Raw genomic sequence first — 17,262 nt, 5'->3', positions numbered from 1 at the left:
GCGAAACCGTGGACAGCCCTTGCATGTGCGTCGGGCGGAGGGGCACGGTGACGGATGAGCCGAACCCAGCCGACCCGCAGCACCGTCACCGGCAAGCCCCTCGCTCGGAGCGAGGCGAAGGGCATCGACGCCTGGTGGCGGGCGGCCAACTACCTGTCCGTCGGCCAGATCTACCTGATGGACAACCCGCTGCTGCGCGAGCCGCTGCTGCCCGAGCACGTCAAGCCCCGCCTGCTCGGCCACTGGGGTACGACGCCGGGGCTGAACTTCCTCTACGCCCACCTCAACCGCGCCATCACCGCCCGCGACCAGGACCTGATGTACGTCATGGGCCCCGGCCACGGCGGTCCCGGCCCGGTCGCCGCGGCCTGGCTCGAGGGCACCTACAGCGAGGTCTACCCCGCGATCGGGCGCGACCTCGACGGCATGCGGCGGCTGTTCCGCCAGTTCTCCTTCCCCGGCGGCATCCCCAGCCACGTCGCGCCCGAGACGCCGGGCTCGATCCACGAGGGCGGCGAGCTCGGCTACGCCCTCTCCCACGCGTACGGCGCCGCCTTCGACAACCCGGACCTCGTCGTGGCTGCCGTGGTGGGTGACGGGGAGGCCGAGACCGGCCCGCTCGCCGCCAGCTGGCACTCGACGAAGTTCGTCGACCCGCGCCGCGACGGCGCCGTGCTGCCGATCCTGCACCTCAACGGCTACAAGATCGCCAACCCCACGGTGCTCGCCCGGATCCCCGAGGACGAGCTGCTCTCCCTCATGAGGGGCTACGGGCACGCGCCGTACGTCGTCTCCGGCTCGGACCCCGCCGAGATGCACCAGGCCTTCGCCGCCACGCTCGACCACTGCCTCGACGAGATCGCCGACATCCAGCGCGAGGCTCGCGGGCAGAAGAAGGGTCGCGTCGCCACGCGACGCCCCTGGCCGATGATCGTCCTGCGCTCGCCCAAGGGCTGGACCGGGCCGAAGGAGCTCGACGGCCACCGGGTGGAGGGGTCGTGGCGCTCCCACCAGGTGCCGTTCGCTGACGCGCGACCCGACCCGGCGCACCGCAAGGTGCTGGAGGACTGGATGCGCAGCTACCGGCCCGAGGAGCTCTTCGACGAGTCCGGGGCGCCCGCCGCGGCGATCGCCGACCTGCACCCGGTCGGCGAGCGGCGGATGAGTGCCAACCCGCACGCCAACGGCGGGTTGCTGCTCAAGGACCTCGTGATGCCGGACTTCGCCGACTACGCCGTCGAGGTGGAGGAGCCGGGGACCGGAGCCGTCGAGTCCACCCGCGTGCTCGGGCGCTTCCTGCGCGACGTGATGGCACGCAACGGCGAGACCTTCCGGCTGTTCGCCCCGGACGAGAACAGCTCCAACCGGCTGCAGGACGTCATGGAGGTGACCGACCGGACGTGGAACGCCGAGACGCTGCCGGACGACGACCACCTCGCCGTCGACGGCCGGATCATGGAGATATTGTCAGAGCACACTTGTGAGGGCTGGCTGGAGGGCTACCTGCTCACCGGGCGGCACGGATTGTTCTCGTGCTACGAGGCGTTCATCCACGTCGTCGACTCGATGTTCAACCAGCACGCCAAGTGGCTGCGGACCACCAATCACATCCCGTGGCGGCGACCGGTGGCCTCGCTCAACTACCTGCTGACGTCGCACGTGTGGCGCCAGGACCACAACGGCTTCTCCCACCAGGACCCGGGCTTCATCGACCACGTGGTCAACAAGAAGGCCGAGGTCATCCGGGTCTACCTGCCCGCCGACGCCAACACGCTGCTGTCGGTGGCCGACCACTGCCTGCGCAGCAAGCAGTACGTCAACGTGATCGTGGCGGGCAAGCAGCCGGCGCCGCAGTACCTCACGATGGACGAGGCGATCGTCCACGCCACCAAGGGGATCGGCATCTGGGAGTGGGCCGGCACCGAGGGCGAGGGGTCGCAGGGCGGCGAGCCCGACGTGGTCATCGGATGCGCCGGCGACGTGCCGACGATGGAGGCGCTGGCGGCGGTGATGATCCTGCGCGACGCCTTCCCCGACCTGCGGATCCGCTTCGTCAACGTCGTCGACCTGATGCGGCTGCAGGACCACACCGAGCACTCGCACGGGCTGTCGGACGCCGACTTCGACGCGCTGTTCACCCGCGACAAGCCGGTGATCTTCGCCTACCACGGCTACCCGTGGCTCATCCACCGGCTGACCTACCGCCGCACCAACCACGACAGCTTCCACGTGCGCGGCTTCAAGGAGGAGGGCACGACCACGACGCCGTTCGACATGACGGTGATGAACCAGATCGACCGGTTCAACCTCGCCATGGACGTCATCGACCGGGTGCCGCGGCTGCAGGGCACCAGCGGCCCGGTGCGCGAGCGGCTCAAGAACAAGCTCATCGAGCACCGCCGTCACGTCCGGACCGAGGGGGAGGACCTGCCCGAGATCCGCGAGTGGCAGTGGGGCTCGGCTGCCGGTCCCGAGGTCGTCACCGAGGACGCCGCTCTCCACACCCCGGAGGGCTGACCCCCGGCAGCCGGTCAGGAGCGGGCCGGGGTGGTCGGGGACGCCGATGGCCCGGTCGGGGGAAGCGATCGTCCAGAACGCGGCCCATGTCGAGGAGTGGGCACGGCTATCTCCTATAGTCGAGTGACTTACTTTACTATGACCTGAAGGAGACGCCATGGCGCTCAGCCCGGCGCCCGCGGACCGGTTGCCCGACCGTCGCGGCGGCCTCTCGGCCGTGCCCGACCCCGCCCGTGACGGCGCCCCCGGGACGACGCGCACCGCGACGTCCACCGCCCTGCCGCTGACCTTCGAGCACACTGGCCGCACCTTCGGCACCGGCCTCGGCGCCAACGCCGTCCTGCGCGGCGTGGACCTGCGGGTCGCGGCCGGCGAGGTCGTCGCGCTGCTCGGGCCGTCCGGCTGCGGCAAGTCGACGCTGCTGCGCTCGGCCGCGGGCCTCGACCGGCCCACCGAGGGCCGCGTCCTCGTCGGTGACCACGCCGTCGACGGCATCGACGCCTCCTGCGCGGTCGCCTTCCAGGAGCCGCGCCTCATGCCGTGGAAGATGGTGCGCGAGAACGTCGCGCTCGGCCTGCCCCGGGGTACGCCGCGCGCCGAGGGGGTCGACCGGGTCGCCGAGCTGCTCGAGCTCGTCGGGCTGGCCGAGCACGCCGACAAGCGGCCCCGCGAGATCTCCGGCGGCATGGCCCAGCGCACGTCGCTGGCCCGCGCCCTGGCCCGACGCCCCGGCGTGCTGCTGCTCGACGAGCCGTTCGGCGCCCTCGACGCGCTGACCCGGATGCGCATGCAGGACCTGCTGCTGTCGATCCACCGGGCCGCCCCGACCACGGTCCTGCTCGTCACCCACGACGTCGACGAGGCCCTCCAGCTCGCCGACCGGGTGGCCGTCCTGGGTCGCCCCAGCGCGGGGGAGCCCTCCGGACTCGTCCGCCTGGTCGACGTACCCGGTAGCCGCCCGCGCGACCGCGGCGCCGCCGACCTGGCCGCGATGCGCTCCGACCTGCTCACCAGCCTCGGGGTCGACGCCCACCGGCACTGATCTGCCCCGAACCACCCGCAACGATCCGCACCCGCGCTCGCGGGCGCACCCTCCCCCCACCCTCCCGAAAGGTTCCACCATGCCCACGACCGGCACCCCGGCCGCTTCCCGTCCCACCCGCAACCCCCTGCGCGCCACCCGCGCCCGCGTCGCGGTGGCCGCCGCCGCCCTGACCCTCGCGTCCAGCGCGCTCGCCGGCTGCGCCAGCGAGGCCTCCGGCGCCAGCGGGTCGGACGGCGGGCCGGAGCTGGCCATCGACTTCGCCACCTACAACCCCCTCAGCCTCGTCATCAAGGACCAGGGCTGGCTCGAGGACGAGCTGAAGGACGAGGGCGTGTCGGTGACGTGGGTGGAGTCGACCGGCTCCAACATCGCCAACCAGAACCTGCGCGCCGGCGCCATCGACGTCGGCTCGACCGCCGGCTCGGCCGCGCTGCTGGCCCGCGCCAACGGCACGCCGATCAAGATCATCGACATCTACACCCAGCCCGAGTGGGTCGCGCTCGTCGTCGGCCCCGACTCCGACATCAAGGAGGTCGCCGACCTCAAGGGCAAGACCATCGCGGCCACGCTCGGCACCGACGCCTACTTCTTCCTGCTCCAGGCGCTCGAGGAGGCCGGCGTCGGCCTCGACGAGGTCACCATCGAGAACCTGCAGCACCCCGACGGCCAGACGGCGCTCGAGGGCGGCTCGGTCGACGCCTGGGCCGGCCTCGACCCGATGATGGCCGACGCGGAACAGAACAGCGGCGCGAAGCTCATCTACCGCAACGTCGACTTTGCCTCCTACGGCACCCTCGACGCCACCGAGGACTTCCTCGCCGAGGAGCCCGAGCTGGCCCAGACCGTCGTCGACGTCTACGAGCGGGCGCGGCAGTGGGCCATCGACAACCCCGACGAGGCCGTCGCGATCCTGGCCGAGGAGTCGGGCGTCGAGGAGTCGGTCGCGAAGACCGTGCTCACCGAGCGCACCGGCTTCGACATCGACAACGTGCCCGGGCAGGCCCAGATCGACGTGCTCGAGAAGATCGGGCCGATCTTCGTCGACTCCGGCGACGTGTCGTCGCAGGACCAGGTCGACGAGGCGCTGGCGTCGCTGATCGAGGACGAGTACGCCAGCAAGGCCGACCCCGCGCGCGTGGGTGGCGAGAGCTGATGGCCCTGCAGGACATGGTCGCGGCCACCTCCGGTGTCCGCACCGCCGGCTCGTCGGGCCGGTACGCCGCTTCGGCCGCCCGTCGTGGAGGTCGCTGGACACTGGGACTGGTCGTGCCGCTCGCCCTGCTGGGGCTGTGGCAGCTGGTGACCAGCGCCGGGGTGTTCAGCCCCGTGCAGCTGCCGCCGCCCGTCGACGTGCTGCTGGCCGGACGCGAGCTGTGGCAGCGCGGCGAGCTGCTCGGCCACATCCACATCTCGACGCAGCGGGTGCTCATCGGCTTCGGCATCGGCGCCACCGTCGGCCTGCTCCTCGGGTCGCTGGTGGGCCTGTCGCGGGTGGCCGACACCATGGTCGGCCCGACGATCGGAGCGCTGCGCGCGGTGCCGTCGCTCGCGTGGGTGCCGCTGCTCATCCTCTGGATGCAGATCGGCGAGGACTCCAAGCTGACCCTGATCGCGATCGGGGCGGTGTTCCCGGTCTTCACGACGGTCGCGGTGGCGCTGCGGCACGTCGACCGCCAGCTCGTCGAGGCGGCGCGTGCGTTCGGCTTCAGCGGGGTCCGGCTGCTGCGCACGGTGCAGCTGCCGGCCGTCGTCCCGGCCGTGTTCTCGGGCCTGCGGCTGGCGCTGGCGCAGTCGTGGCTGTTCCTCGTCGCGGCCGAGCTGATCGCCTCGTCGAAGGGCCTCGGCTTCCTGCTCATCGACAGCCAGAACAACGGCCGCACGGACCGGCTGCTGCTCGCGATCGTGCTGCTGGCGGTGCTCGGCAAGACCAGCGACGCCCTGCTCGGCGTGGTGCAGAAGTGGGCGGTGAGGCGTTGGGCGTGAGGAATCCGTCCCGTCCGGGCGCGTCGCGGCCCGCTTAGTTGTCTGTGCCGGGGGTTTCCCCTAGCGTCGCGACCACGTCGGCCCTACGCCGCGTGCCGCCTGGGCCGGTTCGACCGGCCCGCGGACCCTCGATCTCAGGAGAACCACCATGCGCAAGGACGAGCTCATCAAGGCCATCGCCGACTCGGCGAACCTGCAGAACGCCGAGGCCTCCCGGGCCCTCGACGCCGTCGTCGAGATCATCTCGGACGGTCTGTCCAAGGGCGACAAGGTCCAGATCGCCGGCCTCGGCACCTTCGAGGCCCGCCCGCGCAACGCCCGCGAGGGCCGCAACCCGCAGACCGGCGAGACCATCCAGATCGCCGCCACCACGGTGCCCGGCTTCAAGGCCGCCAAGCAGCTGAAGGACCGCGTCGCGGGCTGATCGCCCCCACGTCCGACAGGGCGGATCGGCAGGTCCCACGACCTGCTGGTCCGCCCTTCGTGCGTCCGGTCACGTCCCGCAGGAGTTCGGGCAGGGCCCGGCGGGGTACAGGCCCACCATGACCTCGCTCTGGCACGACACCTCCTCCCGCGCGCCCTCCGCCGGCGGCTCCCTCCCCGAGCACGCCCAGCTCGTCGTGGTGGGGGCCGGGATCACGGGTCTCACCACGGCCCTGCTCGCCCAGCGCGCGGGGGTCGACGTACTCGTGCTGGAGGGGCGGCACCTCGGCGCCGCCGCCACCGGCAACACCACCGCCAAGGTCAGCCTGCTTCAGGGCACCATCCTCTCGGCGATCCGCGCGCACCACGACGACGACGCGGTCCGGGCCTACGTGCAGGCCAACGCCGCCGGGCAGCAGCAGGTCCACGAGCTCATGGACGAGCTCGGCGTGGCCTACCAGCGCGAGGCGGCGTACACCTACGTCAACCACGACAGCGGGATCAGCACGCTGGAGAAGGAGTACGACGCCGCGAGCGCCGCCGGTCTGCCCGTGCTGTGGGCCGAGACCACCGAGCTGCCGTACCGCACCGGCGGCGCCATCCGGCTCGCCGACCAGCTCCAGATGGACCCGGTCGAGCTGCTCGAGGCCCTGCACCGCGCGTTCGTCGACGCCGGCGGCCGGGTCGTCGAGGGCGTGCGGGTGACCGGCCTCGGGCTGCGCTCGGACACCGTCCAGACGACGTACGGCGTGGTCCGCGCCCCGCACGTCGTGCTGGCAACCGGGGCGCCCATCCTCGACCGTGGCGGCCACTTCACGCGTCTGGTGGCCGAGCGCTCCTACGCGCTGGCGTTCCGGGTGCCCGACGGCGGCCCCGCGGTGCCGGACGGCATGTACCTCGCGGCGGACTCGCCGAGCCGCTCGCTGCGCTACGCACCGCACGACGACGGGCGGCTGCTGCTCGTCGGCGGCAACGGCCACGAGGTCGGTCGCGAGCCCGACACCCAGCGCCGCGTCGACGAGCTCGTGAGCTGGACCGAGGAGCACTGGCCGGGCGCCGTGCTGACCCACCAGTGGTCGGCGCAGGACTACGCCGCGGAGAACCAGCTGCCGATCGTGCAGAGCCTGCCCGGCGGCTCGGGCATCCAGGTCGCGACCGGGTTCCACAAGTGGGGGATGAGCAACGGGCCCGCCGCGGCGATCGCCATGGTCGCGCACGTGACGGGCGAGGCGGAGCCGTCGTGGCGCGCGGAGATGCGACGTCGCGTGCCGGGCGTGCGTGACCTCGCCGAGGCGACCCGGGCGGGCACCAAGGTCGGCTTCCACGCGGTGCGCGGGTGGACTGGCGCGTTGGCGCCGTTCGGCAGCAGCGCGCCCGCGCCCGGAGAGGGCCATGTGCACCGCGAGGGCGCCTCGGTGGTGGCGACGTCGAACGTCGACGGCCGGGTCTGCTCGGTGTCGGGGATCTGCACGCACCTCGGCGGCATCCTGCAGTGGAACGCCGCCGAGACCTCCTGGGACTGCCCGCTGCACGGCTCGCGCTTCGCCGCAGACGGCACCCTGCTCGAAGGCATGGCCACGAAGGACCTGTCCCAGGTCGACGACTGAGCGCCTTGTTGGTCGAGCAGCGAGCGCCAGCGAGCGTCGTCGAGACCCGCTCGATCCAAGGAGCAGAGTCACCCGCCGGTCGATCTCGACGAGCTCGATCCAAGGAGCAGCGAGCGCCAGCGAGCGTCGTCGAGACCTGGCGACCCTCAGCGTCCCCCGCGTCGACCCGCGCGCTTGGCGGCACGGACGGCCTCGGGCCGCACCATCACGGCGTCGAACTCGATGACGCCCATCGTCGGCTTGTGCACGCCGACCGGGAAGAGCCCGCTGAGCACGAAGCCGGCGTCCTGGTAGGTCTCCAGCTGTTCCGTCATGCGCGGCATGCCGTCGTAGATCGGCATGGAAGCCAGCTCCGACTGCATCGCGAGGACGTCAGCGACCCGCTCGCCCGCCCCCGCGAACGCCTCGAGGTCGAAGCCCTGGGTGTCGAGCTTGAGGAAGACCCGGGGGTCCTCGAGACCCTCGACGACCTCGTCCCACACGTCGTCGAGGCGGCGCACCTGCACGGTCTGCATCGTGGGCTCCTCGCGCAGCCGCTGGTTCCAGGACCGTCCGAAGTCGCTGGGCTCGAGCATCGAGCTGAGGGTGCCCTTGCCGGTGTCGACGTGGATCTCGGCCTTGCTGTCCTCGCGACCCAGCGCGCACCGCATCAGCGTCCAGTCCGGGGCGTCGGCTGCGACATCGGCGACCTGGTCGGCGAGGTGGTCGAGCGGCTCGAAGGAGACGATGCGACCGGTGTAGCCGGTCTCGCGCAGGCGCTGGCCGTACTGCCCGCGGTTCGCCCCGACGTCCAGCACGCAGGTCACGCCCAGCCGGTGCAGGACCTGCCCGACGTGCTCGTGGCCGACGTGCTTCAGCAGCGGGACGTGGTGGTCGGGCTTGCCCTCGGGGGTGAGCAGGAAGGTCTGGTGGTCGGCGGGACCGAACGTGGTGACGGTGCGGCGGTGCGGCCCGCGGCGCGGGTGGACGAGCCAGGACCGCGTGCCCAGCTGCTTCGTGACCAGACGGCGTCCCTCACCGTGCTGGACCAGCCGGGCCCGGCTGCCCAGAGGCGTCGAGCGGGTGGGGCCGCCGACCGCGTCGCCAGACCCCTGACCGAGCCGACTCCTCACCGAGGACAGGGCGCGCCGGAGCCGGGAGGCGGGTCGAGACATGACGGGAGTCTAGGTCGGCGCCCGTGAGTCGGCCGTGGGTCAGTGGAGGTCGAGGAGGGCCTCGAACGCCAGCTGTCGCCCCGCCGGACCGAAGCTGTCCTCCGGGCGGCGCATCCGCCGGTGGCGGGACGGGTCCAGGCTGGCGAGGGCGGCGTGGACGGCGCGTGTCGCGTCATACGCCTGGAAGCCATCGACCCGTCGCCCGTCGCTGGTGCGCCAGCCAAGGTTGGTGAGGGCGCGTGCCACGGCGTCGGTGTCGCTGACGCCCGTCGCGGCGATCTGTGCGAGCACCAGCAGACCGGCCTGCCGAGCGAAGGTGCGCGTCTTGCCGGGTGGCAGCGCGCCGGCGAGCAAGCGCCAGAGCCGGTCGGGGTCGTCGTACGCCGCAGCGCCGGACTTGCTGAGTCGCAGCCGTCCCTCGTACTTCCGGGTCAGTCCCAGGTCCGCGAGCATCAGTCGGAACTGGTGCACGGGGACGGTGTCGATCTCGCGGTTCTTCTTGCCGATCCAGTCCGGTCCGTCCGGCACCATCTCGGACGCGGCGACCACGTCCTCGGGGCGCAGCCAGCCCGCGGCCGTCATCGCCAGCCCGTCGGCTCCGATGCGCTCGAGGAACCACCGGATGGTGGACAGCGCCCTCTCCTTCTCGGCGCGGTCGAGTGGTGCGGGCTCGTCGAGCTGCGCGAGAAGGCCCGGCACGATCCGGTCCGGGAGGGAGCCGGTCAGGGGGAGAAGGGCGGCGACGAGGTCAGGAGTGAAGGGGCCGGTGACCAACCGGGCGAGCGGTGAGCCGAGCACCTCGTTGATGTCGTGCACGTCGACGTGAGCGGGATCGGCGAGCACTCCGGCGAGCTCCTCGGCGGTGCGTCGGCTGCCGCAGTCCTCCGGGGGCGCGGCGCGCTCGGCGGCCACGCAGCGGGCCGACACGCTCACCCGGTCGAGAGCCTGCACGTCCTCGAGGACGAGGTCGAGCGACCAGTCGTCGCCGTAGTCGTAGCAGTAGCGCAGCACGTCGCCCGGGCGGGACAGCGTCTCGTCGAGGTGAACGGTGGTCTCGGGAACCCCGTCGTCCTGCTCCTCGACGTCGAAGGAACACAGGAATTTCTCCGAGGTGTCGTCGAACACGCTCTCGCCGAGAGCGAAGCGATGCAGGTGGGAGTCAGCCCACCCGAAGGCGACCTGCAGGACCTCGTGGACCTGATCCAGTCGCAGGTCCGAGCGGAGGTCGAGGACACGGACGATCGGCGGGTCGGAGTGCTCGAGGGTGACACGGACGCGAAGGACCGCCGGTTCGTCGAGACGCGGTCGGCGTCGGGAAGCAGCCACCCCAGGAGCCTAGGGCGACCCTTGGCGCATCGAATGCAAGACGTATGCAAAGGCAAACAAGAATCTTGCATAAAGGGGACCTAGATCAGCCTTTCTCGAAGGTCTGGAGACGCCGACCAGATCATCCGGCGTCCGGACGTCTCGTGGCGGAGCAGGCCCAGCTCTTCGAGCTGCCCCAGGTCCTGTCGCGCCGTCTGAGTGGTCACCTGGTGGCTCCGCGCGTGTGACTGCGCGGTGTACGTCGCCCCCGGGTTCTTGATCGCATGCTCGAGCATCGCCAGCTGACGGTGATTGAACCGGCCTGTCGAGCCCAGCCTGTTCCGCAGGTCACGCACCTCATCGGCTTTGCGAGCCAGATACTCGTGCAGAGCTTCTATCGCTCGCACGATGACCTGACAGTGGTAGACGAAGAAGTGCGTGAGGTCCCCCTCATCGTCCTCGCTGAGCAGGAAGCTGCGGCCGTACTTGGCGGGAGCGCCCTTCAGGATCGTCGAGATCGTGAGGAACTCGGTGAGCCAGTAACCCTGGCGAACCATGCTCCAGTAGAAGAGTGCGCGAGCTGTCCGCCCGTTGCCGTCGACGAAGTAGTGGTCGTAGCCGACCATGAAGTGAAGCGCCACGGCGCGCAGCACAGGGGGGAGATAGAGACTCTCGTCCTCCGGATCGGCATTGGCGAAGTCGCACAGGCGTTGGAGGCGTTCCGGCAGCTCATCCACGTGAGGAGGGCTGTGCAGGAGCTGGTCGTGATCGCCGTACACAGCGATTCGCTCCGCCTGGTCGGTCTGCAGTCGGCCGGCATCCTCCGGGTCTGCCAAGGTTCCATCGGTGACGACCCGGTGCAGCTCCAGAACTCGCTCCGGGGTCAGGCGATCGTCCTGGAAGTCGAGGACCAACCGCATCGCGTGGAAGTTGTTGACGATCATCCGTTCTGAGTGGTCGCGTGGAGGGCGTCCGGAGCGGAGCATCTCCTTGGCCACACGCCGGCTCGTGGCCGCTCCCTCGAGCTGGCTCGAGGTGATTGCCTCCTCGATCAGTGAGGTCACGACATAGCGATCACGTGTGCCCGGATTGGTGACCTCCTCACCGATGCTGATGTTGCCGCTCGCGCTTCGATTGATCTCATCGATCAGTCGGAGGAGCTGGTCGGGGAGGTTGAAGTGGAAGGGGGTGCCGTCAATGGCGAGGAGCGATGCAAGATCTCGCTGTGCCGAGCGCCTGGCCATCTTGAGGCCGAACCACCACTCCTCGTGCGTCAAGCCCTCGGGTGGAGTCTTGTTTCGCACCCTGTCCCACGACAGGTACTCAGTTGTGGGTGTGTGCTGTTGCGCTGCGAGCATCGCCCTCACGGCGTTGTCGGACGCCATGATCTTCCTGAGAAGCTCGTCGAACGCCGGGGGACGCGCCGGTACTTTCACTCGAGCCTCCAGGGCATGGGCGGGGGTGTGCAAGATCTATGCAAAGACAAACAAGATTCTTGCATAGGTCGCTCGCGACCGGTGGTTGCCCTCAACGGGCTCGATCCGAGGAGCAGGGAGCGCCAGCGACCGTCGTCGAGACCCGGTGACCGCCGCACTCAGTCGAGCAGGCACTCGACCCGGGTCGCCCACGAAGGGGTCGGCGGCAGCTCGCGCCGATCGCGACCGAGCAGTGCCACCACCACGGCCGCGCCGGGCGGGGGAGCGTCCGGCCACGGCGTGTAACCGTCGGTCAGCACCACCACCAGGTCCGGTCGTGGCCGCAACGCCTCGGCGGCCCGGATGCCGACGCGCATGTCGGTGCCACCCCCTCCGGCCAGGCGTACCTCGCGCGCGCGGCGGACCCGCGTGGGCTGGGTCGCGGCCACGTCGCACGAGATGACGCTGACCGCCTGGCTGCCCACCCCCAGGGCTCGCAGGGCCCCGTCGACCTCGCCGAGCGCGCGCCCGAGCAGCCGGTCGTCGACCGAGCCGGAGGTGTCGACGACCATCGCCACCCGGGGCAGTGGCCTCCGGGTCGACGGCAGCACGATGCCCCTGACCGCGCCGGCCCTCCGCGACGGGCGGGTGTAGGTGTACTCGGCGTGCCCGTGGGCCCAGCCGGCCCCTCGTCGTACAGCTCCGGCGAGGAGCGGCTCCCAGGCGATCGTCGGCTCGAGGATCTCCTTGGCCCAGCGCCCGGCGTCGCCCGGCTCGGTGCCGCGGCGCGTGCAGTGCTCGGTGAAGTCGATGGCGACCCGGCGGCGGATGTGGCGGGCGTCCTCGGCGTCGACCCCGGCGGCGTCGGCGTCCGGCGGCAGCTCGTGGCTGCGGAGCAGGCCGTCGCAGCCGCTGCCGCACCCGGGCGGAGGGGGGCCGGTGTCGGTGGGCTCGTCGTCGAGCGCGGCGGGGAGTCGGGAGATGATCGCGAAGTACTCCTCGGCCGACAGGTTCGGCGCCATCCCGGTCGTCCACGGCAGCTCGTTGGCGAGCGCGTCACCGTCGAGCACCTGCCGCACGGTGAGGTCCGCGGCCTGGTGCCACGGCTCGGCGGTGCGGGCGTCGACGTGCTGGTCGCGGGCGCGGTCGGCGTGGTCGAGCAGCAGGTGCCACGTGACGTGGGCGAGGTCGCCGGCGACGGTGGGTACGTCGCTGGCGGCCAGCCAGCCGGGGTGGACGTAGACGCGCCAGCGCTCGTCGACGGTCATCGTCTCGACGTCCTCGGTCAGCACCGGGACCAGCGCGTAGAGCGCGTGCGCGAGGTACGCCAGCCCCGGCGGCCCCCCGTGGTCGAGCTTGTCGAGACCCGGTGACCCACGGTGGTCGAGCAGCGAGCGCGAGCGAGCGTCGTCGAGACCCTGTCCACGCTGATCGAGCCTGTCGAGATCCTCGGTGATCAGCCACAGCTTCGCCGCCGCCAGCCGGTCGAGCAGGTGGGCGCTCATGCTGCGGGGCGGTCCGGGAGCAGGCCCGCGAGCGCGAGGGCAGGGGCGAAGACGGCGATCTGGGGCGGTACGGCGGCGCCGGCCGGGCGCAGCCCGTCACGGACCAGCGCGCGCACGACGGGCACGGCCGGGTCTACGCCGACCGCCTCGGCGGCGCGGGCGCAGAGCAGCACGGCGTTGGTCCACCGCTGGGGTGCGTTGTCGCGGGCGACGGCGCCGAGGACGGCCTGGAGGCTGACGTGCACGCGGTCGGCGCGCATGCCGGCGAAGTCGTACGCCGCGGGGTCGGCCAGCAGCGCTTCGGGGTCGACGAGGTCCTGGGCGGCGACCCAGGCGAGGTACTCGTGGGCGACCGCGTCCCCCAGGCAGCCGGCCGCCAGGAGGCGTCGGACGGTGGCGTGCGTGCCGAGCGCGCGGGCCAGACCGAGCAGGCGTGCGGCGTACTCCCAGGTGCGGGGGGTGGGGAACGCCCGGCCGCGGCCGGCGGCGTCCTTGGGGATGACGCTGAGCTGGGACTCGCGGGTGCGTAGGAACCCCGCGACCAGCACCCGCTCACGGGTCGTAGCTTCGGTGGTCGAGCTTGTCGAGACCTCGTCCTCCCCGGTGGTCGAGCCGCCCCCGGTGGTCGAGCAGCGAGCGCCAGCGAGCGTCGTCGAGACCTCGTCGGTCGAGACCCGATCGAACACCGGCATCGCCGGCCACACCCCGGTGACCATCGACTCGGCGTACACCTCGAGCGGCATGCCCCAGTCGAGGTGGACGAAGCGTGAGGCGGTGGGGGAGGCGAGCTCCCAGCCGGCGGCCGCGACGTCGGCGGGGTTGGCGGCGGCGACGAAGGAGACGGTCTCGGGCAGCTGCAGCGACCCGACCTCGTAGTGGGTGAGCGGGTGCAGCGCGGCGGCCTGGAGCGCGGGGGAGGCGGTGCTGAACTCGTCGAAGAACGCGATGGCCGGTCCCTCGTGGGCGGCGAGGCGCTTGGCCCACTGGGGCGGGGCGAGCGAGACGCCGCCGTCGCCGGTGAGGACGGGGAGGCCGGCGAAGTCGCTGGGTTCGTAGTGGCTGACGATGAGGGTCTCGACGTGCCAGCCGCCCTCGCGCGCGGACTCCACGACGGCGGTCTTGCCCTCGCCGGGGTTGCCCCAGAGCAGGACGGGGATGCGGGCGCTGACGCAGACGCCGAGGGCGGTCAGGGCGTGCTCGTAGTCGGTGCGCGTGCGAATGGTCATGCGTCTCCTTGATTCGGTGATCGAGCCTGTCGAGATCCGTTGGTCGAGCTAGTTCCGTTGGTCGAGCAGCGAGCGCCAGCGAGCGTCGTCGAGACCCGGTGACCCGGTGGTCGAGCTGAATCGGTGGTCGAGCAGGTCGCGCAGCGACCGATGTCGAGACCCGGTGACCCTGCTGGTCGAGCACTTCGGTGGTCGAGCAGGTCGCGCAGCGACCGATGTCGAGACCCGGTGACCCCAGTGGTCGAGCTCGTCGCGACCTCACTCACCCCCGAGCGGCAGCGAGTCGTCCAGGAACACCGCGGCCTCAGCGGGCGTGCGGACGCCGAGCCGCAGCAGGCTGAGCGCCCGCGCGCGCGTCCCGGCGATCGCCAGCACGAGCCCGACCTGAGTGCGGGTGGGCACCGGCCGCAGCCCGCTGACGTCGTTGGCGAGCAGGTCGATGGCGCCACCGCTGGGCACGGTCCAGGCGTCGGGGGCGGCCGCCTCGAGCGCGGCGAGGTCGCCGGAGCCGGGGAGGCAGTCGGCGGCGTGCCAGGCGGCGAGGAACGCGGCGGCGGAGCGCAGCGGGCGTCCGGTCCGTCGTGCGTAGTCCTGCGCGTCGTCGATGGTGTAGCCCGCGGTCATCAGCCGCTGCACGTCGCGCACCGACAGTCCGGTCGCGAGCCACTGCAGCCGGGACTCGGGGTGGTGCCGGTCGAGGTCGCACTCGGTCCACGCCGCCCAGGTCAGGGTGTCCGGGTCCGGGCGCTGGAGGGCGACGGCGGCGAGCCAGTCGAGGTCGGGCAGGAGGTACGCCGCGCTGAGGTAGAGCGCGACCGACAGCGCCGGCCCGTCGGGCCAGACCTGGGCGTGGACGTGCTCGACGAACTCCAGCGGCACGCCCGCCTCCCACAGGTCGGCCACGCCGCCGACCTCGTGGACGAGAGGGTGCTGGCGGGGGCGGGTGGTGTCGGCTTGGTGGTGGGCGTGACCGACGGCGTCGTACAGCTTGCCGAGGGAGCGCCGGTCGGCGCGGGTGGCGCCGACCCAGTGGTCGAGGGTGCGCTCGTGCCGGGCGGCGTCGGCGGGGGTGCGGAAGGCGCGGTCGTGGCAGCGCGGGCAGGTGCGGCGGGTGAGGATCCAGCGGCTGCGGTCGGTACGCCGCACCCCGGCCAGTCGGCGGCGGGCCGAAAGCTGGACCAGCTCGTGGAGGGCTGGCACGACGACGTCGTTCAACGGGATGCACGAGAGGGTGCCGCCGAAGGCCGCGAGGATGCGCTCGGCGTCGAGGTCGTGGGGAGTGGTCAGCGACCAGTCGCTGGCGAGGGTGACGTCGTGCTTGGTGCCACGGCCGCGCGTGCCGGTGCGGCACGTGACCTGGGTCGTGAGCGGTCCGTAGGGGCTGGGCTGGAGGTCGCTGAGGGGTGAGGTCCACGCTCCCACCGGCCACCTCCTCTTCGAACACCTGAGCGAAGAGGACTATCAAGGTGGTCCGGCGTGCCGCAAGGGCGTTGGGCGCGTCGTCAGCGAGTCGTCCGTGTCGTCCCGCGTGTTGAGAACCCGAATCGCTCGGAGTGTAGAGCCGTCCGAGGCCTGCTGGGAGGTAGCAGTTCAGTCAGACGAACGACAATGAAGACGAAATTCAGAAGCCATGATGCAGTCGATGGTAACCGATATTCTGAATTGAAATCCGATGGTCCGGTCGCGTTGTCAGATTCCCAAGAGGCGCGCCGTCGTGACGGAAAATGGTTAGATCGTCGCTAATGTAGATTGCTCCCTTGTCAAGTAGTACATGATCGTTAGGGCACAGGCAAAGCACGTTTTCAATAGTGTCCGGCCCATTGTGCGGTGCTCCGAGTGCTCGAATGTGGGCACCCTCGCTGTACTGACCGACTAAGAGGTCGAGTTTCAGGCCGCACATTTGGCACCGGTGACCGTGGAGTTCCTTCACATGCTGACTTACTGCGGTTGATCGAACGATGCGTTGAACGATGCCACTCGCGCGGCCGGGCTCCTGATTTCCGGTGGGCGCGCCAGTCGTCTGCCCCGTTGCGTCGGAACCAGTGCTCGATGACCTCTGGGCCATCTCGGTGCCTGCGGAACGTTGTTCCCCTGGCGTCCAAGCGATCGCCTCGTCAGGAGACAGTCGGGAAAGGCGAAAACGCCAGATGCGATACCCATCCCGCCCCGGCTCGGCCCAGTGCCCAATGACCTTATATAGGCCGTCGTATCTGTAACCCACGCTAGGGGCATATGGCCTCTCGCCCTTTGGTCCCCGTAGCACGCGAACTGGCAGCCCATTTTGTTCGCTGTACACAAGGGCAGCGTTATGGCGATGATTAATGTCCTGATCTGCTATTTGACGCCCAGTCGAGGAATCATTTGCCCCCGCCCCCGTATACAGAATCCAATCGCCGTGATCTTCGTCGTCAACGTAGCCCTTATTTAAAGCAATGCAGTTGGCTCCGACGTCGCCGTTGCCTGAGATTCCCGGAACCCAGTTGTCGTGCAATCCTGCCCACATTGCTTCCTTACGCCCGCGGTAAGTGCTTCCAACTGGGTGTCCGGGAAGTTCTCCGAAGTAGTAATCGACTCTGCCGGGCATCAGAGCTCGACCTCGACAAGCAGGTCGGGCCAAGCCACGTCGAGGGCCGTCGCGATGGCGTAGAGGGTGCCCAGGGTCGGGTTCGAGGTGCCGGCCTCTAGGCGGCGAACCATTTGGACGGACACCCCGGCGCGGGTGGCAAGAGTCTCCTGCGTGAGGCCGGCGTCGTCTCTCCGCCTGCGCAACGTGTGCCCGAGAGATCGGGCCGCTGCTTCGGGCAGGGAGCGGTGGGTCTGAGCCTTTGTATTGGGCACCGCCACAGACTTCGCGACGACCACTGCTGGCACGAGAACATAAATGTTCCCTTCGGTAGTCGGCACAGAATCGGTGCGCTTCGCGGCGCCTCAGCTCGGGTTTCGTGGTCATCCCGCCTCCGGGCCGAGCGATTTCGAAGGGTCGGCGGCGGGTCTGACGCGACCACGTCCACTCCAGATGAAGCAGTTAGACCCCAGCCCCGTCTGCCGAGCCCTGGCGTCCGCTCGCGTCCGTGGACAATGG

General features: G+C 70.7%; 13 protein-coding genes. 6 read left to right on the top strand and 7 right to left on the bottom strand.

Annotated elements, in window-relative coordinates; all coding sequences use genetic code 11:
- Nucleotides 1-54 precede the first annotated feature (54 nt).
- The 6 genes from G7072_RS13980 to G7072_RS13955 all read left to right on the top strand — a co-directional run bounded on the left by G7072_RS13980 (nucleotide 55) and on the right by G7072_RS13955 (nucleotide 7,575).
- Nucleotides 55-2,517: a phosphoketolase family protein gene (locus G7072_RS13980; RefSeq protein ID WP_166087366.1), complete on the top strand. Its 2,463-nt coding sequence runs from the start codon at nucleotides 55-57 to the stop codon at nucleotides 2,515-2,517.
- A gap of 157 nt (nucleotides 2,518-2,674) precedes the next feature.
- Complete coding sequence (locus tag G7072_RS13975) at nucleotides 2,675-3,559, top strand: ABC transporter ATP-binding protein (protein WP_166087364.1); 885 nt, start codon at nucleotides 2,675-2,677, stop codon at nucleotides 3,557-3,559.
- Nucleotides 3,560-3,638: 79 nt separating this feature from the next.
- Nucleotides 3,639-4,715, top strand: a complete 1,077-nt coding sequence (locus G7072_RS13970; RefSeq protein ID WP_166087362.1) for an aliphatic sulfonate ABC transporter substrate-binding protein — start codon at nucleotides 3,639-3,641, stop codon at nucleotides 4,713-4,715.
- Nucleotides 4,715-5,545, top strand: a complete 831-nt coding sequence (locus tag G7072_RS13965) for an ABC transporter permease (protein ID WP_166087360.1) — start codon at nucleotides 4,715-4,717, stop codon at nucleotides 5,543-5,545. The genes G7072_RS13970 and G7072_RS13965 overlap by 1 nt, the downstream gene beginning before the upstream one ends.
- A 148-nt stretch (nucleotides 5,546-5,693) precedes the next feature.
- Nucleotides 5,694-5,969 (top strand): HU family DNA-binding protein, encoded by a 276-nt coding sequence (locus G7072_RS13960; protein WP_166087357.1) that lies wholly within the window; start codon nucleotides 5,694-5,696, stop codon nucleotides 5,967-5,969.
- A gap of 118 nt (nucleotides 5,970-6,087) precedes the next feature.
- The gene (locus tag G7072_RS13955) at nucleotides 6,088-7,575 is read left to right on the top strand and encodes an FAD-dependent oxidoreductase (RefSeq protein WP_166087355.1); all 1,488 of its coding nucleotides are present in this window, start codon (nucleotides 6,088-6,090) and stop codon (nucleotides 7,573-7,575) included.
- A gap of 146 nt (nucleotides 7,576-7,721) precedes the next feature.
- On the opposite strand, the gene G7072_RS13950 is transcribed toward G7072_RS13955, so the two are convergent.
- The 7 genes from G7072_RS13950 to G7072_RS13915 form a co-directional block, all read right to left on the bottom strand.
- Entirely contained in the window at nucleotides 7,722-8,729 is a 1,008-nt protein-coding gene (locus G7072_RS13950) for an FkbM family methyltransferase (protein ID WP_166087353.1), read from the bottom strand.
- Nucleotides 8,730-8,768: 39 nt separating this feature from the next.
- Entirely contained in the window at nucleotides 8,769-10,055 is a 1,287-nt protein-coding gene (locus tag G7072_RS13945) for a plasmid pRiA4b ORF-3 family protein (RefSeq protein WP_166087351.1), read from the bottom strand.
- An 80-nt stretch (nucleotides 10,056-10,135) separates the two neighbouring features.
- Nucleotides 10,136-11,419, bottom strand: a complete 1,284-nt coding sequence (locus tag G7072_RS13940; RefSeq protein ID WP_206063126.1) for a Fic family protein — start codon at nucleotides 11,417-11,419, stop codon at nucleotides 10,136-10,138.
- Nucleotides 11,420-11,628: 209 nt separating this feature from the next.
- A complete protein-coding gene (locus G7072_RS13935; RefSeq protein ID WP_166087349.1) occupies nucleotides 11,629-12,954 on the bottom strand; it encodes a VWA-like domain-containing protein in 1,326 nt (441 codons plus the stop codon).
- Nucleotides 12,951-14,180 (bottom strand): AAA family ATPase, encoded by a 1,230-nt coding sequence (locus tag G7072_RS13930; RefSeq protein ID WP_166087346.1) that lies wholly within the window; start codon nucleotides 14,178-14,180, stop codon nucleotides 12,951-12,953. Before G7072_RS13930 ends, G7072_RS13935 begins: the two co-directional genes overlap by 4 nt.
- 258 nt (nucleotides 14,181-14,438) lie before the next feature.
- A complete protein-coding gene (locus G7072_RS13925; RefSeq protein WP_166087344.1) occupies nucleotides 14,439-15,602 on the bottom strand; it encodes a hypothetical protein in 1,164 nt (387 codons plus the stop codon).
- A gap of 1,161 nt (nucleotides 15,603-16,763) precedes the next feature.
- Nucleotides 16,764-17,018 carry a helix-turn-helix transcriptional regulator gene (locus tag G7072_RS13915; protein WP_240917292.1) on the bottom strand — a complete coding sequence of 85 codons (255 nt, stop codon included), beginning with the start codon at nucleotides 17,016-17,018 and terminating at the stop codon, nucleotides 16,764-16,766.
- Between the last annotated feature and the right edge of the window lie 244 nt (nucleotides 17,019-17,262).

Source organism: Nocardioides sp. HDW12B, from assembly GCF_011299595.1.
GTDB lineage: Bacteria > Actinomycetota > Actinomycetes > Propionibacteriales > Nocardioidaceae > Marmoricola_A.
Note: the sequence above shows the minus strand (reverse complement) of the source record. Positions and strands in the feature narration are given on the sequence as shown.